General features: G+C 63.0%; 21 protein-coding genes. 6 read left to right on the forward strand and 15 right to left on the reverse strand.

What is annotated here, in order from left to right; all coding sequences use genetic code 11:
• The first annotated feature begins 3 nt into the window (after positions 1 to 3).
• Positions 4 to 1,122, forward strand: a complete 1,119-nt coding sequence (locus tag X742_RS159910) for a P1 family peptidase (protein ID WP_023771374.1) — start codon at positions 4 to 6, stop codon at positions 1,120 to 1,122.
• A gap of 65 nt (positions 1,123 to 1,187) precedes the next feature.
• On the opposite strand, the gene X742_RS159905 is transcribed toward X742_RS159910, so the two are convergent.
• From X742_RS159905 to uxuA, 7 genes are all read right to left on the reverse strand, one after another.
• Entirely contained in the window at positions 1,188 to 1,439 is a 252-nt protein-coding gene (locus X742_RS159905; protein WP_015316487.1) for a DUF768 domain-containing protein, read from the reverse strand.
• A 401-nt stretch (positions 1,440 to 1,840) separates the two neighbouring features.
• The gene (locus X742_RS159900) at positions 1,841 to 2,530 is read right to left on the reverse strand and encodes an SDR family NAD(P)-dependent oxidoreductase (protein WP_023771375.1); all 690 of its coding nucleotides are present in this window, start codon (positions 2,528 to 2,530) and stop codon (positions 1,841 to 1,843) included.
• A 286-nt stretch (positions 2,531 to 2,816) separates the two neighbouring features.
• Entirely contained in the window at positions 2,817 to 3,836 is a 1,020-nt protein-coding gene (locus tag X742_RS159895; protein ID WP_023771376.1) for an isopenicillin N synthase family oxygenase, read from the reverse strand.
• Between the two features lie 108 nt (positions 3,837 to 3,944).
• Positions 3,945 to 4,151 (reverse strand): hypothetical protein, encoded by a 207-nt coding sequence (locus tag X742_RS0136460; RefSeq protein ID WP_023794755.1) that lies wholly within the window; start codon positions 4,149 to 4,151, stop codon positions 3,945 to 3,947.
• Entirely contained in the window at positions 4,135 to 4,374 is a 240-nt protein-coding gene (locus tag X742_RS159890) for a hypothetical protein (RefSeq protein ID WP_023771377.1), read from the reverse strand. Before X742_RS159890 ends, X742_RS0136460 begins: the two co-directional genes overlap by 17 nt.
• An 80-nt stretch (positions 4,375 to 4,454) precedes the next feature.
• Entirely contained in the window at positions 4,455 to 5,801 is a 1,347-nt protein-coding gene (locus X742_RS159885) for an FAD-binding oxidoreductase (protein ID WP_023771378.1), read from the reverse strand.
• A 317-nt stretch (positions 5,802 to 6,118) separates the two neighbouring features.
• Positions 6,119 to 7,303, reverse strand: coding sequence for a mannonate dehydratase (gene uxuA, locus X742_RS159880; RefSeq protein WP_023771379.1), 1,185 nt, complete (start codon positions 7,301 to 7,303; stop codon positions 6,119 to 6,121).
• Between the two features lie 102 nt (positions 7,304 to 7,405).
• Between uxuA and X742_RS159875 the strand changes: the two genes are divergently transcribed.
• Positions 7,406 to 8,191 carry an SDR family oxidoreductase gene (locus X742_RS159875; RefSeq protein WP_023771380.1) on the forward strand — a complete coding sequence of 262 codons (786 nt, stop codon included), beginning with the start codon at positions 7,406 to 7,408 and terminating at the stop codon, positions 8,189 to 8,191.
• Positions 8,192 to 8,312: 121 nt separating this feature from the next.
• Positions 8,313 to 9,170 (forward strand): DUF1236 domain-containing protein, encoded by an 858-nt coding sequence (locus X742_RS159870; RefSeq protein WP_023771381.1) that lies wholly within the window; start codon positions 8,313 to 8,315, stop codon positions 9,168 to 9,170.
• 162 nt (positions 9,171 to 9,332) lie between these two features.
• On the opposite strand, the gene X742_RS159865 is transcribed toward X742_RS159870, so the two are convergent.
• A complete protein-coding gene (locus X742_RS159865) occupies positions 9,333 to 9,944 on the reverse strand; it encodes an alpha-ketoglutarate-dependent dioxygenase AlkB (RefSeq protein ID WP_023771382.1) in 612 nt (203 codons plus the stop codon).
• Positions 9,945 to 10,106: 162 nt separating this feature from the next.
• Between X742_RS159865 and X742_RS159860 the strand changes: the two genes are divergently transcribed.
• Both X742_RS159860 and X742_RS159855 read left to right on the forward strand, forming a co-directional pair.
• A complete protein-coding gene (locus tag X742_RS159860) occupies positions 10,107 to 10,544 on the forward strand; it encodes a GFA family protein (RefSeq protein ID WP_023771383.1) in 438 nt (145 codons plus the stop codon).
• Positions 10,545 to 10,615: 71 nt separating this feature from the next.
• A complete protein-coding gene (locus X742_RS159855) occupies positions 10,616 to 10,816 on the forward strand; it encodes a KTSC domain-containing protein (RefSeq protein WP_023771384.1) in 201 nt (66 codons plus the stop codon).
• An 11-nt stretch (positions 10,817 to 10,827) separates the two neighbouring features.
• Here the strand turns inward: X742_RS159855 and X742_RS159850 are convergent, their stop codons facing one another.
• The 3 genes from X742_RS159850 to X742_RS159840 form a co-directional block, all read right to left on the reverse strand.
• Positions 10,828 to 12,090, reverse strand: a complete 1,263-nt coding sequence (locus tag X742_RS159850; protein WP_023771385.1) for a DUF763 domain-containing protein — start codon at positions 12,088 to 12,090, stop codon at positions 10,828 to 10,830.
• An 80-nt stretch (positions 12,091 to 12,170) separates the two neighbouring features.
• Positions 12,171 to 12,779, reverse strand: a complete 609-nt coding sequence (locus tag X742_RS159845; protein WP_015316470.1) for an isochorismatase family cysteine hydrolase — start codon at positions 12,777 to 12,779, stop codon at positions 12,171 to 12,173.
• Between the two features lie 235 nt (positions 12,780 to 13,014).
• Positions 13,015 to 15,084 carry an FAD-dependent oxidoreductase gene (locus X742_RS159840; protein WP_023771386.1) on the reverse strand — a complete coding sequence of 690 codons (2,070 nt, stop codon included), beginning with the start codon at positions 15,082 to 15,084 and terminating at the stop codon, positions 13,015 to 13,017.
• 224 nt (positions 15,085 to 15,308) lie between these two features.
• On the opposite strand from X742_RS159840, the gene argE reads away from it, so the two are divergent.
• A complete protein-coding gene (gene argE / locus X742_RS159835) occupies positions 15,309 to 16,466 on the forward strand; it encodes an acetylornithine deacetylase (RefSeq protein WP_023771387.1) in 1,158 nt (385 codons plus the stop codon).
• Positions 16,467 to 16,481: 15 nt separating this feature from the next.
• On the opposite strand, the gene X742_RS159830 is transcribed toward argE, so the two are convergent.
• From X742_RS159830 to X742_RS159815, 4 genes are read right to left on the reverse strand one after another with little or no spacing between them, the layout of a single operon-like run.
• Positions 16,482 to 17,417, reverse strand: a complete 936-nt coding sequence (locus X742_RS159830; protein ID WP_023771388.1) for a LysR family transcriptional regulator — start codon at positions 17,415 to 17,417, stop codon at positions 16,482 to 16,484.
• Between the two features lie 49 nt (positions 17,418 to 17,466).
• The gene (locus X742_RS159825; RefSeq protein WP_023771389.1) at positions 17,467 to 18,957 is read right to left on the reverse strand and encodes an aldehyde dehydrogenase; all 1,491 of its coding nucleotides are present in this window, start codon (positions 18,955 to 18,957) and stop codon (positions 17,467 to 17,469) included.
• 20 nt (positions 18,958 to 18,977) lie between these two features.
• A complete protein-coding gene (locus X742_RS159820; RefSeq protein WP_023771390.1) occupies positions 18,978 to 19,652 on the reverse strand; it encodes a DUF1028 domain-containing protein in 675 nt (224 codons plus the stop codon).
• 5 nt (positions 19,653 to 19,657) lie between these two features.
• Entirely contained in the window at positions 19,658 to 20,074 is a 417-nt protein-coding gene (locus X742_RS159815) for a RidA family protein (protein ID WP_023771391.1), read from the reverse strand.
• Positions 20,075 to 20,102 lie beyond the last annotated feature (28 nt).

Consider the following 20,102-nt stretch of genomic DNA (forward strand, 5'->3'; position numbering starts at 1 on the left):
AGCATGATCGACAATCCGCACCATCTGGCAACGCCGTCCGGCAAGCCACGCGCGCGAAGCTTCACCATAGGCTTCCACGGAACACCCGGGCCGTTCAACGCGATCACCGACGTGCCCGGCGTCTCTGTCGGCTATGCGACGCTGATAACGGGCGATGGTCCGCTTATCGTCGGTAAGGGGCCGGTACGCACCGGCGTGACCGCAATCCTGCCGAGGCCCCGCGCCGAATTGGCCACGCCGGTCTTCGCGGGCATTTTCAGCCAGAACGGCAATGGCGAGATGACCGGCTCGCACATCATCGAGGAAACCGGCGCCTTCAACTTCCCGATCACCATCACCAACACGCATTCCTGTGGTGTTGCGCGTGACGGCACGCTGCGCTGGATGAACCGGGTGCTGCCGGCCGCGATCGACAGCGCCTGGGGGCTGCCGGTGGCGGCGGAGACTTATGACGGGTTTCTCAACGACATCAACGGCCACCATCTAACATCGGAGCACGTCGCCGAAGCCCTTGACGGGGCTGCTGGCGGACCGGTCGAGGAAGGCAGCGTCGGCGGCGGCACCGGCATGATCACCTTCGGCTTCAAGGCAGGGTCCGGCACGGCCTCGCGCATCGTCGCATGGCAAGGGCGAACCTACACGGTCGGCGCCTTCGTGCAGTCGAATTTCGGCAAGCGGCATAATTTCACCATTCGTGGCCTGCGCGCCGAGCCCGAACTAACCGAGCCGGCGATCCGCGAAGCCACGTCGCGCGCGGAAAAGGGCTCAATCATCGCGATCATCGCGACCGACGCGCCTTTCCTGCCGCATCAAATGAAGCGATTGGCGCGCCGTGTGCCGCTCGGCGTCGCCTTGACGGGCGGCTTCGGCTATCACAGTTCGGGCGATATCTTCCTCGCCTTCTCGACGGCCAACCCCGCCGCGGCGCTGGGGCTGTCCGGCCGCATCGCCAGTGCCGATTTCATTCCCGATACAGACATCGACGCGTTCTTCGATGCGGTGGTTCAGACGGTGGAGGAATCGATCCTCAACGCTCTTATCGCCAATGACGACATGACCGGGCGCGACGGCAATTTCGTGCCGGCGCTGCCAAAGGCGTGGCTGGAAGAAAAGTTTGGGTGAGAGGGACGGCTGAGACGAAAACGCGGGCCGAAGCCCGCGCGTCTCGAACAGGTTTGACCCCGTAGTTATTCCGCGGCTTTGCTGGAAGCCTGCTGGTTTTCGTCGGCCTCGGCCGCTTCCTCGAGCCGCGAAGCAATCAATTCCTGGATGTCGCCGACTTCCTCCTGGATGTCCTCCAGCGGTATGCCGACCTCGGCAGCCTTGGCGGCGCATTCGCGGGCCAACGTCTCGGCCTGCTTCTCGATCCTGGCGTGGGACTGGCAATGGACCTTTTCGCCGATCCATCCCCGCAAGAACTCGATCGCGTGTTCACTCATACTGCTGTTCCCTGGCGGCAAAGCCGGTTGGTAATTATAAGCGTCGGCATCCCGCGAAGGATGCATGTTCCCATTCGAGCCGAGTCGCGGCCAGCCGGCAAGCCGAAGCCGTCCAGGGTCCACAGAGCCGAAGAAAATCGAGGGGTGAAGAACATTTTCTGATTCTGAAGGACTGTACCGTTGGCGGGATCTTCCCGCTCCGAGCAATTGCTTCTACCTTTTACGGCTTCCAGTCCGTTTCTTAATCTCAATGGCTGTCGCTACAGCCGCCTTATGACGTAGCGCTTGAAGGCGTGAGCCCGCGAAGCCGCCGCTATATAGTGACATCCTCGTCCGATGTCGACTCTCCTCAAGGCTCGTGCAGACGAGCCATGCAAAAGTCGCATGGATCGCTGATCCAGTCAGAAATTTTCGACCCACGGCCTGAGCTCCATTTCCCACGTCCAGGCGCTGCGGTGCTGGCGATGGATGGCGAGATAGGCCTCTGCGATCGCATCCGGAGACAGCCGGCGATCCTGCGGCCCGGGCTCCTGTCCGGAAGCGGCCGAAGCAATGGCGCCGTCGATGATGAAATGCGCGACGTGGATGTTCTTGGGCGCCAGTTCACGGGCCATGGATTGCGCCAGCCCGCGCAATCCAAATTTCGGCATCGCAAAGCCCGCGGAGCCGGCGAACCCCTTCACACTTGCTGTCGCTCCGGTGAAGAGGATCGAGCCCGCCCCTTGAGCGATCAGCCGGCGGGCCGCCTGCTGAGCTACCAGGAACCCGCCATAGGCCCCGACCAGCAAAGCCTGTCGGACAGCCTCGGGATCGAGTTCGGCTATTGGACCGCGAGCGCGGCCGCCGGCGTTGAAAATCACGAGGGAAAGCGGGCCAGCCTTGTCCGCGATATCGAATAGATGCTCGACCGATGCTGGATCCGAGACATCCGTCGCCACGGCTTGCGCGCCGGTTTGCGCTTGCAACGCATCGAGCTTCTCGATGTTTCGGGCGGCCAGGACGACATGGAACCCTTCCCTGGCGAGAAGACGCGCGAGCGAGGCGCTCAATCCGGAGCCCGCCCCTGCTATGACGGTAACGTTGGATGTCATGAGACCCTCTCCTTCTTCCACTGATTTCAACCGCCGACGCATGTTGAACTCTGCCGGATCAGCGCCGCACCGGCAACACGCAGTGCGGAAAGAAAAATGGCCGGGCGCGAAACGGCCCGGCCAAAAAAGAAGGTCGTAACCTTCAGAGGGGAACACCGCTCAATGAGATGGGAGGAAAACACCGAACGGATCTTTCCTTTTTGAGCCGATTCTTCGCCGGATACGACGAATGATTTTCCAAGAATCGGTCGGGATGGCAAAAATCCCGTTCTTTCTTATCCAAGACTCAGACGGCCGGGCTTTCCGGCTCAAGCAGATCCGCATAATGGCGCCGAGCGACATCGGGATGCGAGCGCAGCCGGCTTTTCAGCACATTGGTTCCGACATCGCGAAACAGCGGATTGTCCGGATCGCTGGCCGGCCCGCGCGCCCGAGCCGCCAGGTCCTCGGAAAGGCTAAGCAGCGGTATCGTTGCATCGAGCCTGGCGCTGAAGAAGAACGGCACCGAAATGCGTTCAATGCCTGCCGCCGGCGTCAAGACACGATGCACGGTCGCACGCAAATAGCCGTTTGAGGCCAGTTCGAGCAATTCGCCGATGTTGACGACGAGCGTACCGGGAATGGGGTCCACATCCACCCAGCTTCCGTCATAGTCGACCTGAAGCCCCTTATTGTCATCCTGAAGCAACAACGTCAGGAAACCGCCATCCTTGTGCGCGCCGACACCCTGGTCATCGCCGGTCGCCTCTCGGCCGGGATAGCGCACGATTTTCATGCGGTGGTTTGGCTGCTCGCGGTAGATCGGGTCGAAGGCGTCCTCGGCTTGATCGAGCGACAGCGCGAAGGCTTTCAACAGCCTGATGGCCACTGCTGTTGCCTTGGCCTGCCATGCCAGCAGGGCGGGTTTGAGTTCCGGCAACGCAGCGGGCCACTGGTTCGGGCCCTGCAGCCGCGTCCATGCGGGAATTCCTGGCCCTTGCGCTATGGGCTGACGCTCGACGCCGATGTCGAGCTGCTCGCGCCAATCGGCCTTGCCCTTGGTTAGCTCGCCGCCGGCGCGGGTATAGCCGCGAAACTGCGAGGATTTGACCATTTCGATCGCGAGCTTGTCGGCCTCGGCCAAGGCAAAGAAGCGGCGCGTCGCGGTGAGCACCTCACTGATTTCCGCCCACGAGATGCCATGTCCGGCCAGGTAGAAAAAGCCGATGTCGCGCGAAGCGGAACGCAGATCCGCCAGAAATGTCCGGCGTTCCGACGCGCCTTGTTCAAAGCGGCTCAAGTCGAGCACGGGTACTATTCGGGGCATATGAGGCTCCTTTCCCGGCTTTGTGCGGATGTTATCGTCCGCAAACCAGGACTGTTGGACAGGCGTGCACTTTTCGGCGGTCACAACCGCCAGCAATGCCTGCAAGTGTCATCGACGCCAGATTGCCAAGAAAGAAACGATCGGCCCTTCGAGGCCGCCGCGATGAACAATTTTTGCGCGCGCGCCGGCAAGCTGACAATGACCGCGATCACTCGCGCAGATCGGACCGCCAGCAGGCGCGCGACCTCCACGCCATTGGGCTGCCCTGAGCAGCATGCCGAACAGGTCGCGTGGCTCGTCAGGGTCGGCGAGCATGTCGAGTTCCTGGTAGAGGCCGGTCGTCCGCCTTCATGCCCGGCAGCACGCCGGTTTCCAGCACTGCCTCGATGAAGCCCTGCGACACCATCCGCAGCGCCTTTGCCCGCGCCACGTCGCCGGCACGAATGGCCTGGTCGACCGCCACATAGAGCCTGCTAAGCAGATTGTAGGTCGTACCGATGCCGCCTTCGAACTCGCCGGCATCGCTCAGTCCGGTCATGGCGTGAATCCCGACAAGCCAGGCACCTGCATCAGGTCGCCCGACCTGACCTGCCGCAACCGGCGTCAGGGCAATCTCGCCTAAAGCGATGGTCCCATCCGGATAGGGCTGCCGTCGCTGAACCGGGATTGACGGAACCTGTGTAGGTTGTGTCCAGCCTCGTTGCCCTGGATCAAGTCGGACAGGACGCGGCCCATGCCGGGCCCTATGCCGAAGCCATGGCCGCTCATCCCGGTCGCGATGACGAGGCCATCCACCGCTGCGGCGCGATCGACCACCGGCACTACATCCGGCATCGCATCGATCATGCCGGCCCAGCTTGCCCTGAGCGGCACCGCCTCGAATTGCGGAAAAAGCTCCTTGAACCCATGATCGATGGCGCGAAGGGCCCTGGGCTCCGGGGCAGGATTGAGAACACGCATCCTTTCGAACGGGCTTTCCTTGTCGGCATCCCATTTGCGCGGGGTGAACCAGCTATCCGGATATGCACGCGGCGCCGCCGGCAGGTAGCGCGTGCCGAAAGGATTTGCCTTCAGGGCGGGCAGGTATTTCGGTGCGTGACGCAATGCATCCGGCCCGACATAGAGCAGGTGGCTGCCTCCCGCGGCGAGCGTGTATCCGCCGTCCTTCCTACGCCGGAAGGCGATGCGTTCGTCCGCGGCAGCGCCGGCATGGATTTCGGGCATAGGCGCGGTCGCCGCGACGGTCGTGCGGACACTGAGCTGAGGGATCGAGATGCCATGCGCGCGCAGGAACAGCGACGTCCAGGCGCCGCTGGCGACAAGCACGTTCGAGGTGGCGATGCGCCCTCGTTCGGTCCAGACACCGCTGATCCGCCCTGCGGAGATGTCGAGCATCCGTGCCGCACAGTTCTCGATGATTGTGACACCCTGGCGAGCGGCCAGGCGGGCAAGCGCCGGCACGGCGACCCAGGGCTCGGCACGCATGTCCGACGGCGTGGTCATGGCGCCCCTGAAGGGGCGTGACATGGCCGGGATCAGCTTGGCGGTCTCGCCCTGGTCGAGGAGGCGCGTGTCGACGCCATGGGCCTCGGCGATCTTCAGGAACTTGGCGAAACCGGCCATCTCCTTGTCGGTCCGCGCAAGATAGGTCACGCCCGTCTGCGTCAAGCCTATATCCTCGCCGCACTCCTCCGCCAGTTGGCGCCAGAGACGCAGCGCTTCGATGACGATGGGCAATTCGTCCGCGTCGCGGCCCTGCTGGCGAATCCAGCCCCAATTGCGCGAGGACTGCTCCGCGGCGATGCGTCCCTTCTCCAGCAAGGTCACCGGTATGTTGTGACGGGCCAAGAACAGGGCCGCGGTCACGCCGATGATGCCACCGCCGACAATGACCACATCCGACGTCTTCGGCAGCGGCGCCTGGAACTGGATCGGACTGGCTTCGGTAAAAGGGAAGATCGTCAAAGGACTGTCCTTTTTTCATAAGCGTGCCCCACGCCGATGGCTGGTCCCAGTGGCGCGAAAGTCGCCCGCTTTCGGACACTGGCCAAGCAGGAAGTACGCCGACGAGCACTACACGACCGACCTCGAAAATTTGCGTGCCAGCTCGATAAAATTGTTGACCACCCGTCGAAGCCGCTTCTCGTCGCAGGGCAGCCCTCGGCTTCGTCGACAATCGGGTGGTTAGGGCATGCGAATGCCGGACGAAGCGAAGCGCTCGCTCATACCTGTCGCGACATTCCGGCGGAGGATCGCGAACGTTAGCTTGCCGTCCGATGAGTTCAGGCCAGCCCGAACCGCTCAACCGCACGCATGATGCCGCGCAGCTCCGCGAGGCCTTTCAGCCGGCCGATGAGCGAATAGCCGGGGTTGATCTTCTTCTTGCCGATGTCGTCGGCAAGCAGATGGCCATGATCGGGCCGCATCGGAATTTGCCAGTCGGCTCGGCCTTCTCCGCGACGGCGCTTCTCTTCCTGCATCAAAGCGAGGATGACATGCGCCATGTCAGTGCCGCCCTCGAGATGCTCGGCCTCGTAGAACGAACCGTCCTCCTCGATGGTGATGTTGCGCAGATGGACGAAATGGATGCGGTCGGCGAATTCCTTGACCATGGCGACAATGTCGTTGTCGGCGCGCGTACCGTAGGAGCCGGTGCAGAACGTCAAACCATTTGCCGGGCTGTCGACCGTCTTGAGGATGAAACGCGCATCCTCGGCCGTCGAAACGACGCGCGGCAGGCCATAAAGCGAGAACGGCGGATCATCGGGGTGGATGCACATGCGCACACCCGCCTCTTCGGCCGCCGGGATGATCTCGCGCAGGAACCAGGCAAGGTTGTCGCGCAGTTCCTTAGGCCCAATCGCGTCGTATTCCGCCAGCGCCTCGCGGAAACTGTCCCTGTTATAGCTACGCTCCGTCGCCGGCAGGCCGGCGATCAGATTGCGCTCGATCTGGTCGATCTGCTCCGGTGTCAGCGCCTCAAGGCGCTTCTCGGCCTGGGCGATACGTGACGGCGTATAGCTTGCCGCGCCGTTCTTGCGCTGCAGGACAAACAGATCATAGGCAGCGAAATCGATGGCATCGAAGCGCAAGGCATAACCGGTCGTCGGCAGCCGGTAGGCCAGGTCGGTGCGAGTCCAGTCGACCACAGGCATGAAATTGTAGCAGATCGTCTGGATGCCGGCCTTCGCGAGCGCGCGGATGCTGTCGCGATAATAGCCGGCATAGCGCTCGCGCTCCGGCGCGCCGATCTTGAAGGAATTGTGAACCGGAATGCTCTCGACAACCGACCAGGTCAGCCCAGCCGCCTCGATGACGCGCTTGCGTTCGAGCACATCGGCTTCAGGCCAGGCCCTGCCGTCATAGATCTGGTGAAGCGCTGAAACCACGCCGGTGGCGCCGGCCTGTTTGACATGTTCAAGCGTCACAGGATCATCGGGACCGTACCAGCGCCAGCATTGTTCCATTGCCACTTCCTTTTCCGCGAGAGACCGGCAACCTATTGTTTGACCACGACGAGTGTCAAACTAAGAGCGGCCGGTTTCGATAGCGAAGAAGGAGCTTCCGCGATGACTGATTTTGACGGCAAGGTGGCATTTGTGACAGGAACGACCGGCATCGGTCTGGCAACCGCCAAACGCCTGGCGGCTGGGGGCGCCGCGATCGTCGCCTGCGGGATCGACAGCGCGGCCAATGCCGCCCTGCAGGAAAGCCTCGCCAAATCCGGAGCCGATGCGCTGGTGCAAACGGTTGACGTCTCCGTTTCCGAGCAGGTTCGCGACGCGGTCGCGGCCGGCGTGGCGAAATTCGGCGGCATAGACGTCATCGTCAATTCGGCGGCGGTGCATCCCTACGGAACGGCGACGACAACCGACTGGGAGACCTGGAACCGGGCTATGACGGTCAATGTCGGCTCGATCTATCTGACCGCCCATTTCGGCATCCCGGAAATGATCAAGCGTGGCGGCGGCGCCATCGTCAACGTCGCTTCGGTGCAGGGCTTCGCCTGCCAGCAGAACGTTGCCGCCTATGCCACGACCAAGGGCGCCATCCATACGCTGACACGTTCGCTGGCACTCGACTATGCCGCATCCGGCATAAGGGTCAATTCGGTCAGCCCGGGCTCGATCCGCACACCGATCCTCGAAAAGGCCGCGCGTGGCGACGGCGGCAGCGATGCCGACGTGGAAGAGGCCTACAGGCGCTTCGGCGCGGCCCATCCGCTCGGCCGCATCGGCGAGCCGGAGGAAGTGGCGGAACTCATCGCTTTCCTGTGCTCGTCGAAGGCCGGCTTCTGCACAGGCGCCGACTACAAGATAGATGGCGGCCTCACCGCCGGCATCGGCGTGAAGTAAGACCGTGAAGATCGATCTCGGAACCATCGGGAGCGGTGCATTAACGCAGCCAGTTCGGAACAATCTTTTTTGGTCGAAGTTTTACTCCTTGAAGGGACGAACTCTCCGAAGGAGATTTCCTATGAAACATGTTCTCATTACCAGCATGCTTGCGATCGGGCTCGGCTGCGGGACGGCGATGGCTCAGACGCAGCAGCCGGCCGACAGCCAATCAGGAGCTGACACAAATTGCGCTTCCGGCACGACCAACTGCCAGAAGGGCTCCAAGATGAAGGAGCAGGCGCAGGGCACCAAGTCCCAGACTGATCAGCAGGCTCAGGACAAGACCAAGGTCAAGACAGAGGAGCAGGCACAGGGCAAGACCAAGGCCAAGACGGACGAACAGGCCCAGGGCAAGGCCGGCACCAAGACTGACCAGCAAGCCCAGGACAAAACCAAGGTCCAGACCGACCAGCAGGCACAGGGCAAGGCCGGCACCAAGACTGACCAGCAGGCCCAGGACAAGACAAAGGTCCAGACCGACCAGCAGGCACAGGGCAAGGCCGGCACCACGACGGATCAGCAGGCTCAGGGCAAGACAAAGGTCCAGACTGACCAGCAGGCACAGGGCAAGGCTGGCACCACCACGGATCAGCAAGCTCAGGACAAGACAAAGGTCCAGACCGATCAACAGGCCCAGGGCAAGGCCTCCACGGAGGACAAGACCTCGACCGCTTCCATCAACAATGTGACGGTTGAACAGAAGACCCAGATCACTCATGTGATCAGGGAAACCAAGGTCGAGCCGATCGCCAACGTCGATTTCGACGTCTCCGTCGGCATCGAAGTTCCGCGGCACAAGGTCAGGCTGCATCGCTTGCCGGCTCGCATCGTGAAGCTCGTCCCAGCCTACGAGGCGTACGAATATTTCGTTCTCGCCGACGGCCGGATCGTCATCGTCGATCCGGATACATACAAGATCGTGCTGGTATTGACCTAGGCAATTCCAAGGAAAAGTGCGTAGCGGTTTCCGTTCGGAATTGCGTAAAAACAGAGAGTTAGAGCACAAGATCGTTCAACCCGCCCCGCTGCACGCGGGTCGGGTTGAGCACTAATGGCGAGATGAATACGGAAAGCTTTCGGTGCAAACCTCAGCGCATGCTCAGGGATTGCGAGGCCGCAATGTCCGCAAGGTGATCGAGTAGCGGTGCTCCGCAAGCGGCGGGATGCTGTGCTCCCATTGCGTTCGCGACGGCCCTGTCATGAGATAGGCCGATCTCGGCTCGACGGTGATGGTTCGACGCTCCCATTTAGACCCATTCTTGCGCCGAAGGCGAAAATCGCAGGGCGCCAGCAGCGAAACGCCCGCGACCTCCTCGAAGTGCGGCTTGTCGCGGTGCCAACCGATACCGGCGCCGGGCCGGTATTCGTTGATCAAGACCTGCGCGAAGGTTTCGGCCGGCCGGCGCGCAAAAGCCCCGACCCTTTCGCGTAAGGGCAATAGAAAATCAGGTATCGCCGGTGCCTCGACCACCTCGCGCCGGTCATAATCGTAGCGAAGGCCAAAACCGACGACACGCCGGTTTGCCAGATGACCATGGAAGTCGAAGGCCTTGAAGGGCAGTGCCTCTAGATGACGGACGAGTTCGACTTCGTCTTGTGGCGTGATCAGTCCGGTCCGGTAGGCGAAACCCTCCGGCAGACCATCCTGAGCGGCACCGAAGAGATCATGCTGGGCCACACGGCCGGCTGTTTTCGATTTGAGCGGCGACATTGTGCCTAGATGGTGAAGGCCGGACAACAAGGCAATATGGGAACCGCGCTCGCCTGCCCTGGACACGTCAAACGGAGCAACGGAACCGCGGGGGCAGCGTGAAAGTTTAGGAATGCCGGTTCCGTCGGAGGCGCCGGATATGTTCCAGCCGTGGAGTGCCGGATGCCGCGCGTTGAAACCGGGGCCTGCTTTTGCGGGGCGATTGCCGCCACCATGGACGGTGAGCCTTTCTGGATATGCTACGATCACGATGACGACTGCCGACGGGCCATCGGCAGTCCACTCACCGTCTGGGTCGGGTATCGGCCGAGCCAGTTCAACCTTTCGAGGGGGACGCCAAAGGCCTTTTCCAAGACGCCGGGTGTTATCCGCACTTTCTGTCCCGACTGCGGGAGTTCGATAGGCTATAGCGACGAAGGGCTGCCGGACGAGCTTTATCTGACGATCGGGTTCTTCGACAAACCCGAAGGGCTGCGGCCACAGGCTCATGCCTATTGGGACCTCAGGCTGCCTTGGCTCGACTTTGCCGACAAGCTGCCGCGCATCGAGCGCTATTCAAGGAAACGCGACGCGAAGTTCGGCAACCCACGCGACCGGTAGCGAGGTCGGGTAGCGGCACGGAACCGCACCACGCCTGGCAGGTTTATTTGGCTGAGCCGTCAGGTGACAGCATGCCGTCAACCGTCATTCGAAACACGCAATACGATCCCGCGACCAAGATCCTCTCTGTCTGGTTCGTGCCGCATGGCAACCGCTATGACTATGAGGACGTCGCCCCGGCTACCTATGGCGCGTTCATGCGCGCTCCTTCGAAAGGCCGCTTCTTCAATAAATTCATCAAGGACCACCACAGATATCGTCGCGTGGCGTGATACCCGGCCCGTCACGCCTTCCTGTTCTCGTCGGCGCTCACCTCATCCGGCGCCGGTTCCCAACCAAAGACACTGCGGCCGCCAAGCAGATGCGACTGGTCGAATTCGCCGGCGACAATTTCCTTGAGGCTGGGACCCGTGACGTATCGCTCGACCTGCCGCGACTGGTCGTCGAGCCGCCTCAAGGCGCCGATTTCCTCTTCGCGACCGAGCCTGGCCTTTTGCACGGCTGACTTCAGGACGCCGATCGTCTCGTCATAAACCTTGAGCGGTACAGGGAACGGATGCCTGTCCTTGCCACCATGCGCCAGCGAAAAACGACCCGGATCCGAAAACCGGCACGGCGCGCCATGCACCACTTCGGCAACGAGGGCGAGTGCCCGCACGGTGCGGGCGCCTACGCCCGGAACCAGGAGAAGCTCGGCAAAATCAGCTGGACCTCGCTCGGCGGCAGCGGCCATGTTGCCGTGAAGGCGATGCATCACGACGTCGCTTTCGCGAACGTCATGATGAGCCGGCATGACCAGGTGCGGCAGCAGGGGCTGCACTGGAGCCGGTGCAGTACCGGGCTCCAGCGCGGCGAACTCCCGAAGGATGCGGTCCGGCCCAAGATCCTGGAGCAGGTCAAGCTGTCCCTGGCGCGAGGCTTCGGCGCGGCGGTCGGTCAGGTTGACGATCTCGCCCTGGTTGGCGCCTTCTATGGCGGCATGCGGCTGGTCGACGAAACTCGTCAAACCTTCGGACAGCCAATGATAGCGGCGCGCCACCTTGCTGTCGCCGTTCATGCCTTGCTGCACCACCACCCAGTTGCCGTCGTCGGTAACGATGAAGCCATGCAGATAGAGGTCGAAGCCGTCCTGAACGGCGGCGCTGTCCACCTTGGCGACAAGCCGGCTGGCGGTCGCAAGGCGGGCTCCGTCGAAGCCGATACGCTCACCGATGGCGGCAAGCTCGTGGGGGGTTTTGCGCGAATGCGCGCCACGGCCGCCGCAGACGTGGATGCCGAGTTCGCCGGACAACGGCGTGAGGCCGCGCTTCAAGGCGCCGACGACGCTGGTGGTGATGCCGGACGAATGCCAATCCATGCCCATGACCGCGCCGAAGGACTGGAACCAGAACGGATGCGCCAGACGCCGCAGCAATTCGTTGCGGCCATAGTGATGGATGATCGCCTCGCACATGACGGCACCGAGACGCGTCATGCGGTCGCCCAGCCATTTCGGCACGCGTCCACCGTGAAGAGGGAGATCCGCACTGCCCGATCGTTGCGCCACGTCTTTGCCTGCTCCAGTGTCCGCGATGGGGACAGATAAGCACTACAGACCCCGCAGGGAAGGCCGATGCTACAGTGGCGTCAAGTCCAGTTCGAGAGAACCGTTTCCATCTCGACTGTCTCGACCTGCTGCGCGAAGCGCTGGTGATAGACGGTAAGCAGCGCGTCATGCGTTGCGTCGGAAGAACTGCACAATGCGTCGGTGACGAGCACCACGCGATAGCCGAAATCGATAGCCCCGAGAACGGTGGCCAGGACGCATACGTCGGTTTCGCCTCCCGTGACGACCAGCGTGTCGATCTCGCGTTCCATCAGAAAGGCCCTGAGGCGCCCTTCGAACCAGGGGGAATAGATGTGCTTGTCGATGACTGCCGCCGGCGGACAGTAAGCTGCCAGCGCCGGCAACAATTCGATCATCTCCGGTCCGATATTGTCGATCGCCATCGAGGCCCAGCGCTCATAATAGCGCTTCCATGTACCAGCGCCTTGTCCCGGCCTTTGCGCAGGCAGGAAGCGCGTGAAGACCGTCTGTTCCGCACGCCTTTCGACCAGCCTCTCAATCTGAGGCAAGACACGGGTTATCCAGGGCGTCGCCCAAGGCGACGGTTCGGCAAACAGCTTCTGCATATCCACACAGACATGCATGCACCGGTCGCCCAATGGGCCATAAGCCAAGCCTGGCATCGACATCAACGCATCTCCGGCCGGCGGTGTTCTCATGATTTCCGGCATTGCCATCCGGATACGCAACGCCGCATGCAAGAACTCGTTCCTGTCGAGCTGGACGAAGGCCAGACCTGCCTCGTCATCCACAATCAAGGACCGCGCCCGAGACCAGCGCCAAGGTCGGCCTGCGGGCCGAACCCGGCATCTGCATTTCTCGACAAGGAAGGGCGGGCGATCTGATCTGCAGCGTTCCGGCGTTCTATTCCGCCGCCAGTGCGGCGACTTCCCGCCGAAACGGCAACGCGTCGCCGATGTCAGGTTCGTCCAGCTCTCGGGCGAAGCGGTGGCCAGCATAGGTTGCCCAGGCGATCGGCCCCGGTGCTTCGGCGTCGCCGATGACCTTGATCGAACGGATGCCGCTGTCGGCCCACTCGTTTTCCCGCGCCTTGAGCTCGCGCCAAACGGCGTCGTCCTGATTGCGTGACGTGACCAGGACGGCGGCATCGGCCGCCAGATCCTGTTTCGCGCCCGTGTAGACGCAGGCCGTCACGACGCCACCTGAAGCGACACTCGTGACGGTCCTGTTGAGCACGATATCGACGCCGAGTTCCACCAGGCGGCGGTGAATGGCTCCTTGCTCCAGCGTGTTGCGTGTCCAGTCCGAGACATAGGCCGACGGCGTCACCAGGGTCACCTTCGTTCCCTGACGCGCCATCAGCTCGGCGAGAACGCCGCCCATGTAATAGTGGTCGTCGTCGAACAGCACGACCTTGCCATCCGGAACCTTGCCGGCCATCAGATCGTCGGGTGAGTAGACCGGCATCGCGGCGTCGATCGGCATCGGCACGACATGGGCACGCGCGACGCCGTCGCGGCGCCAGGTCGATCCGGTGGCAATGGCGACGTTCTGGAAGCCGAACGAGAGGATGTCACCGGCCGACAGCCGGCTTTCGAAATAGATGTCGACATCGGGCATCTGGCTGAGCTGATACTGCCGATAGTCGCGCACCCTGCCCCAGGCCGACAGGCCTGGAAGTTTGCTTTCGCGCGCCACGCGCCCGCCAAGCTCGGTGCCCGCTTCCGCGATGGCAACTTCATAGCCGCGCATGCCTAGCGCACGCGCGGCCTCCAGTCCGGCAGGCCCGGCGCCGACGATCAGCACGCTGTCGCTGTCGCCTTTCGCCTGCATGCGCTCAGGATGCCAGCCTTTGCGCCATTCCTCCATGAAGGTCGGGTTCTGCGTGCAGCGCGAGATCGACATGGTCATGTCGCCGGTGATGCAGATGTTGCAGCCAATGCATTCGCGGATGTCCTCGATACGCCCCTCCTCGACCTTCCTCGGCAGGAAGGGATCGGCGATCGACGGGCGCGCGCAGCCGATGAAGTCGAGCGTGCCCGACCTGATCATCCTGACCATCACGTCGGGCGAGGTGAAGCGGCCGACGCCGACGACCGGCTTCGAGGTCAGCTTCTTGATGCCCGATACCAGGCTTTCCTGCGCCGCCTCGTCCTTGAAGCGTGACGGACCCGAGCAATCCTCCCAGGCGCCGTGCGCGAGATCCCAAAGATCGGGCAGTTCGGCATGCATCTCGATCATGTCGCGGACCTCCGAATTGGCGAAGCCGAGTTCACCGATCATCTCGTCCAACGACAGCCTGAGCGTCAGGCCGCATGTGTCGCCGATCGCGTCGCGCCCTTCCTCGATCAGCTCGCTCATCAACCGCGAACGGTTTTCCAGCGAGCCGCCATATTCGTCGCCGCGCTGGTTGGTGGCCGTCGACAGGAAATGCTGGATGATGCCGAAGCCGTGCGCGCCATAGAGGCAGACAAGGTCGAAACCCGCCTGCTTGGCGCGTTTGAAGGCATTGCGGTGCCAGCGGCGCAGGTCGCGTATGTCCTCTCTGTCCATGGCGCGCGCCTGCACCGGATCGTTGGTGAAGGTGCGGATCGGCAGGGCCGATGGCCCGCGCGGCACCTCCTTGGTGTAGAGGTTGGGGCCGTTGATGCCGGAATAGGCGAGCTGGATGCCGGCCAGCGCCCCGTGCTCGTGCATGGCCTCGGCCATCTTGGCCAAGGCCGGAATGTCGGCGTCGTCCCATAGCCGCAGTTCGATGAAAGGCGTGATCTCGGAGGTATGGTGCATCTCCGTCTGCTCGGTGAAGATGACGCCCCAGCCGCCTTCCGACTTGATGCGGCGCATCTCTGCCGCCGCCGATGGATCGCGATAGCCACCGCCATTGCAGTGCGGAACCTGATAGAAGCGGTTCTTGGCCGTCACCGGACCTATCTTCATCGGCTCGAACAGGATGTCGTAGCGTGGGTCGCGCATGTAGCTTCCTCCCTGCCGGCTCGGCACCGCCGGTGCTGCCGAGACTACTCATAAGTTGGAGCCGGCGCGGGAAAACTACGGATTTCTTCTGTGCCGATTAGGACACGCCTAATCGCGCGCGCCGGCGCGAATTAGTCTGCGTTGAACCGGGGCTGAGCGAAATGCGACTTCAGAGCATCGGCGGCATGATGCTAGACAGCCAGAACCCGACCGAGAGACAGAAAATGGACAGCATCAGAATTCTCGAACGGCTGATCGCATTCCCCACGGTGAGCCGCGACTCGAACCTCGACCTGATCGGTTATACGGCCGACTTGCTCGAAGCAAGCGGCGTTGCCTGCCAGATCGTCCACAGCGCCGACAGGCACAAGGCCAATCTCTTTGCCACCATTGGCCCGGCAGGCAGACCCGGTGTCATGCTGTCCGGCCACACCGACGTGGTTCCCGTGGACGGCCAAGACTGGACGCTGCCTCCATTCGAAATGACCGAGCGCGACGGCAAGCTTTATGGGCGCGGCGCGGCGGATATGAAGGGTTTTGTGGCCTCTGCGCTCGCGACCTGCATCAAGGCCTCCAGGATGGCGCTTCGGACGCCGTTGCATCTGGCGCTCTCATGTGACGAGGAAGTCGGCTGCCTGGGCGTGCGCGACCTGATCGAAATGCTGAGTGCGGCGCCGCAGCGCCCGCTGCTGTGCATCGTCGGGGAGCCGACCAACATGCAGGTGGCGACCGGGCACAAGGGCAAGCTTGCCGCTCGCGCCGTCTGCAGGGGACGCGAAGGCCATTCGGCGCTCGCCCCGCTGGCGCTCAATGCAATCCACCTCGGGTGCGATTTCGTGCGCGCCTTGCGTGACGAACAGGAACGGCTGGCCCGCGACGGCGCCCGCGACGGCGACTACGACATTCCCTACACGACGGTTCATGTCGGCAAGATCAATGCCGGCGTCGCGCTCAACATAGTGCCCAACCTCTGCCACGTCGATTTCGAGATCCGCAACATTGCCGCCGACGACGCCGCCAGCATTCTCGACAGGCTGCGCGCCGCGGCGGTGCGCATTGCCGAGGACGCCGCTTCGACCGCGGCAGAGGCAGCAATCGACATCGAGATCACCAACACCTATCCGGGCCTCGACACGCCGGCCGCATCGGAGGCGGTGGCTTTCGTCAAGTCGCTGACCGGTGCCAACGACACGATGAAAGTCGCGTTCGGCACGGAGGGCGGATTGTTCAGCCGCGATCTCGGCACGCCCGCAGTCGTTTGCGGGCCGGGCTCCATGGCGCAGGGACACAAGCCCGACGAATTTGTCAGCGTCGAACAGCTGCGGCGTTGCGACGCGATGCTGGACAGATTGCTGGAACGGCTCACGGACGGCTGGCCGTGAGCCGCATGGCAGGCCTCACTTCACGATGCGCTCGGTACCGAAGACGCCCTGCTCGACGACGAAGCGGCGACAGTGGTCGATGAAGGCCTGCACCGTCAGCGTGCGATGCTCGGCGTTCGGCAGCGCAATTCCTATGGTCAGCGGCCTGAGGTCGCCCAACAATGGCACAAAGACCAGTAATTTGCCGTCCGGCGACATGGTGTTGAGCGGCCGCATATTGGCGATGCCGTAGCCGAAGCCGTTGGCGACCATCGAGCGCATCACGGCGATGTCGCCGGTGCGCTCGACGATCTTGGGCCGCAGGCCCCTAGGCTGGAAAGCCGACAGGAAATATTCCCTGCTGTAGGGCAGGTCAAGCAGCACCATCGGCTCATCGACCAGCTCCTCGGGCGTGATACCTGCCTTCGCCGCCAGCCGATGCGCGGCCGGCAGCATGACATAGGCCGGCAACTGCATCAGCGGCTCGAAAGTCATGTCTTGCGACAGCTCCAGATCGTAGGTCAGCGCGGCGTCTATCTCGCCACGTTGGAGCATCTCGAACAGTTGCCCCTGGTTGCGCTCGAATTGCCTGACCCGCACATCGGGATAGGCGTCCTCGAATTTCTTGCGCAGCGCCGGCAACACGATCTGAGCGAAAGTGAGTAGGCAGCCGATCGCCAGCGGTCCGCGTACCTTTTCGGCGATATCCCCGGCAATGTCGTGCAGCGCGTCCGCCTCGTTGAGCAGACGCGCGGCTTCCTTGAGGAAGAGGCGCCCGCCCGCCGTCAGCGCCAGCGCATGCGAATGCTTGCGCACGAAAAGCTGCACGCCGAACTCGGCTTCGAGCTGAGCGATCGACGCCGAGATCGATGGCGGCGAGACATTCACCTGCTCGGCCGCCTTGGCGATCGAACCCGCTTCGCCAACGGCGACGAAATATTCGAGTTGTCTCAGCGTGAAGCGAAGCGGCATGGTGGCTATGTTGCCGGTTTGCGGCCGGCGATCAAGTCGCGGCCGCTTCTCAATATTTGATCCAGGTTGTCTTCAGCGCGGTGTACTTGTCGAGCGCGTGCAGCGACAGGTCGCGCCCGAAGCCGGACTGCTTGAAACCGCCGAAGGGAGTCATCGGGCTCAGCGCATCGACGGTGTTCACGGAAACCGTGCCCGCGCGCAGCCTTTCCGCCAGACGATGCGCCCGCGACAGGCTGTCGGTCCACAGCGATGCGGCCAGGCCGTAGACGCTGTCGTTGGCGATGCGAAGCGCCTCGTCTTCGGTGTCGAAGGCGATCACCGACAGGACCGGACCGAATATCTCGTCGCGCGCAAGCGGGTCGTCGGGCGAGACGTCGTCGAAGATCGTGGGCTGCACAAAACTGCCGCGCCCGCCGACGGTAACCCGGTCGCCGCCAGTCACCAGCCGTGCCGACTTCTTGCCGCCATCGACGAAACGCATGACGGTCGCGGCGTGGCGCGCGTCCACCATCGCACCCATCCTGGATGCAGGGTCGAGCGGATCGCCGGGCTGGGTCGCCGTCGCGCGCTGCGCCAGTTTCTCGAGCAGCGCATCCTTGATGCCGCGCTCCACCAGAAGCCGGGAGTTGGCCGAGCATACCTGTCCCTGGTTGAAGAAGATGCTGAAGGCGGCCATGTCAGCTGCCGCGTCCAGATCACCGCAATCGGCGAACACCAGATTGGGGCTCTTGCCACCGGTCTCCAGCCAGACCTGCTTCATGTTCGACTGGCCGGAATATTGTAGGAACATCTTGCCGACAGCGGTCGATCCGGTGAAGGCAAGGCAATCCACGTCCATATGGCGGCCAAGCGCCTGTCCGGCCGTCTCGCCGAGGCCGGGCACCACATTGAGCACGCCGGCGGGCAGGCCTGCTTCCATGGCAAGCTCGGCCAGCCTGAGCGCCGAGAAAGGCGACTGCTCGGCGGGTTTGAGCACCACCGAATTGCCGGCAGCCAGCGCGGGCGCGCATTTCCAGGTTGCCATGTCGAGCGGAAAGTTCCACGGCACGACGGCGCCCACGACCCCAAGCGGCTCCCGCCGTACCAAAGCAAGGTCACCTCGGGCCGTCGGCGCCACCTCGTCATAGACCTTGTCTATCGCTTCGCCGTACCACTGGAAGATCGCCGCCGACCCCGGCACGTCGACGGTCGCTGCGTCCTTGACCAGTTTGCCCATATCAAGAGATTCCAGCAGCGCGAGCTCCTGCAGGTTCTCACGCAGCAATTCCGCCAGCCGCAGCAGCACCTGCTTGCGATGCCGAGGGCTCGCTCTCGACCAGACGCCGGCCTCAAAACTGCGACGTGCCGCGGCGACGGCAAGGTCGATGTCCTCTTCGCCGCAGGAAGCCACCTCGGCGAGCGTTGCTCCCGTGGCAGGATTGATGCTGGTGAATGTTCTGCCGGAACACGCGGGCAAGGCCTTGCCGTCGATGAACGCCCTGTCGCGAAAACGGACAGCCGAGGCTTTGCCGATCCAATCCTTATGACTGAGTTCGTGCATGCCGGCTCCAGATTGTCGAACTACTCATCACCGGGAACGCCGTAGCTTGGCGCACCGGACGGGTTGAGGGCGCGCGTGACATAAGCATCGAGCTGGGGCTTGTAGATGTCCCACAGCATTGCCAGATGCTCGATCGGACACCCTTCGGTCCAGTCGCAACGCAGGTCGGCGACGGGCCATGACACATCGCGTACCAGTTTCATGCCGGCGGAGCGGACAGGCCCCGCCTCGCCGCCGGCCTCGAGTGCGGCTCGCATGGTGACGATCAGCCGGTCGCCGAGATCGCCTTCGGAGGCGAGAAAGGCGTCCACCATGGCTTGCGGAACCCTATCGCTGGCAAGCAGGTTGCCGCCGCAGGCGACGTCCTCGCCGCGTGCCTCGCTCCAGATGCCAAGCGCTTTCGGTCCCGAATGGATCGCGCTGCCGCCCGCCTTGTCGACCGCCAGGACCTGCCGGTATTCGCTGAAAGCGGCCGTACGCTTCAGGATCGCGACGGCTTCGGCGGCGGAGGCGCCTCGCGCCATCAGTTCCAGCGCCCGTGGCCCGAGCGTCGGGTCCGTGACATTCTGGCTGGCAACGGCGCCGACGCCTGCCTGTGCATAGGCGCAGCGGGCCGCGACCGCGGGGGATGATGAGGATATCGCCACCCCGAACATACCGGTGCGCCGGCACCTTGCGACGATGGAGAAGGTCATGGCGCTCAGTCCGGAATTACGGCCGTGCCGTCGATTTCGACCAGCCATTCCGGCCGCGCCAGGGCCGACACGACAAGGCCGGTCGAAACCGGATAGACGCCCTTGATGTATTCGCCCATCGTCCGGTAGACGGCTTCGCGATGGCGCACATCAGTCAGGTAAATCACCACCTTCACCAGATGCTCCATGGTGCCGCCGCATTCCTCAACGAGCTGCTTGATGTTCTGCATCACCTTGTGCGTCTGCTCGACCGGATCGTGGCTGGCGATATTGGTGGCGGTATCGAGATCCTGCGGGCACTGCCCGCGCAGATAGATCGTCCGGCCACCTCGTGTGACGACCGCCTGACACAGATCGTTGTCGAGCTTCTGCTCGGGATAGGTGTCCTTCGTATTGAAGGTACGAATTCGGGTATGCTTCATCTTGATCTCCATCAGGTCGGGCTCGCGG

The organism is Mesorhizobium sp. LNHC229A00, assembly GCF_000502415.1.
Lineage (GTDB): Bacteria > Pseudomonadota > Alphaproteobacteria > Rhizobiales > Rhizobiaceae > Mesorhizobium.

What these genes read in the sequence shown, in the direction of transcription:
- X742_RS159815 (WP_023771391.1), bottom strand. Translation starts at nt 20,074, where the DNA reads ATGAAGCATACCCGAATTCGTACCTTCAATACGAAGGACACCTATCCC.
- X742_RS159875 (WP_023771380.1), top strand. Translation starts at nt 7,406, where the DNA reads ATGACTGATTTTGACGGCAAGGTGGCATTTGTGACAGGAACGACCGGC.
- X742_RS159845 (WP_015316470.1), bottom strand. Translation starts at nt 12,779, where the DNA reads ATGTCGATGCCAGGCTTGGCTTATGGCCCATTGGGCGACCGGTGCATG.
- X742_RS159820 (WP_023771390.1), bottom strand. Translation starts at nt 19,652, where the DNA reads ATGACCTTCTCCATCGTCGCAAGGTGCCGGCGCACCGGTATGTTCGGG.
- X742_RS159900 (WP_023771375.1), bottom strand. Translation starts at nt 2,530, where the DNA reads ATGACATCCAACGTTACCGTCATAGCAGGGGCGGGCTCCGGATTGAGC.
- X742_RS159830 (WP_023771388.1), bottom strand. Translation starts at nt 17,417, where the DNA reads ATGCCGCTTCGCTTCACGCTGAGACAACTCGAATATTTCGTCGCCGTT.
- X742_RS159905 (WP_015316487.1), bottom strand. Translation starts at nt 1,439, where the DNA reads ATGAGTGAACACGCGATCGAGTTCTTGCGGGGATGGATCGGCGAAAAG.
- X742_RS159860 (WP_023771383.1), top strand. Translation starts at nt 10,107, where the DNA reads ATGCCGCGCGTTGAAACCGGGGCCTGCTTTTGCGGGGCGATTGCCGCC.
- X742_RS159840 (WP_023771386.1), bottom strand. Translation starts at nt 15,084, where the DNA reads ATGCGCGACCCACGCTACGACATCCTGTTCGAGCCGATGAAGATAGGT.
- X742_RS159870 (WP_023771381.1), top strand. Translation starts at nt 8,313, where the DNA reads ATGAAACATGTTCTCATTACCAGCATGCTTGCGATCGGGCTCGGCTGC.
- X742_RS159910 (WP_023771374.1), top strand. Translation starts at nt 4, where the DNA reads ATGATCGACAATCCGCACCATCTGGCAACGCCGTCCGGCAAGCCACGC.
- X742_RS0136460 (WP_023794755.1), bottom strand. Translation starts at nt 4,151, where the DNA reads ATGCTCGCCGACCCTGACGAGCCACGCGACCTGTTCGGCATGCTGCTC.
- uxuA (WP_023771379.1), bottom strand. Translation starts at nt 7,303, where the DNA reads ATGGAACAATGCTGGCGCTGGTACGGTCCCGATGATCCTGTGACGCTT.
- X742_RS159855 (WP_023771384.1), top strand. Translation starts at nt 10,616, where the DNA reads ATGCCGTCAACCGTCATTCGAAACACGCAATACGATCCCGCGACCAAG.
- argE (WP_023771387.1), top strand. Translation starts at nt 15,309, where the DNA reads ATGGACAGCATCAGAATTCTCGAACGGCTGATCGCATTCCCCACGGTG.
- X742_RS159895 (WP_023771376.1), bottom strand. Translation starts at nt 3,836, where the DNA reads ATGCCCCGAATAGTACCCGTGCTCGACTTGAGCCGCTTTGAACAAGGC.
- X742_RS159865 (WP_023771382.1), bottom strand. Translation starts at nt 9,944, where the DNA reads ATGTCGCCGCTCAAATCGAAAACAGCCGGCCGTGTGGCCCAGCATGAT.
- X742_RS159890 (WP_023771377.1), bottom strand. Translation starts at nt 4,374, where the DNA reads ATGACCGGACTGAGCGATGCCGGCGAGTTCGAAGGCGGCATCGGTACG.
- X742_RS159825 (WP_023771389.1), bottom strand. Translation starts at nt 18,957, where the DNA reads ATGCACGAACTCAGTCATAAGGATTGGATCGGCAAAGCCTCGGCTGTC.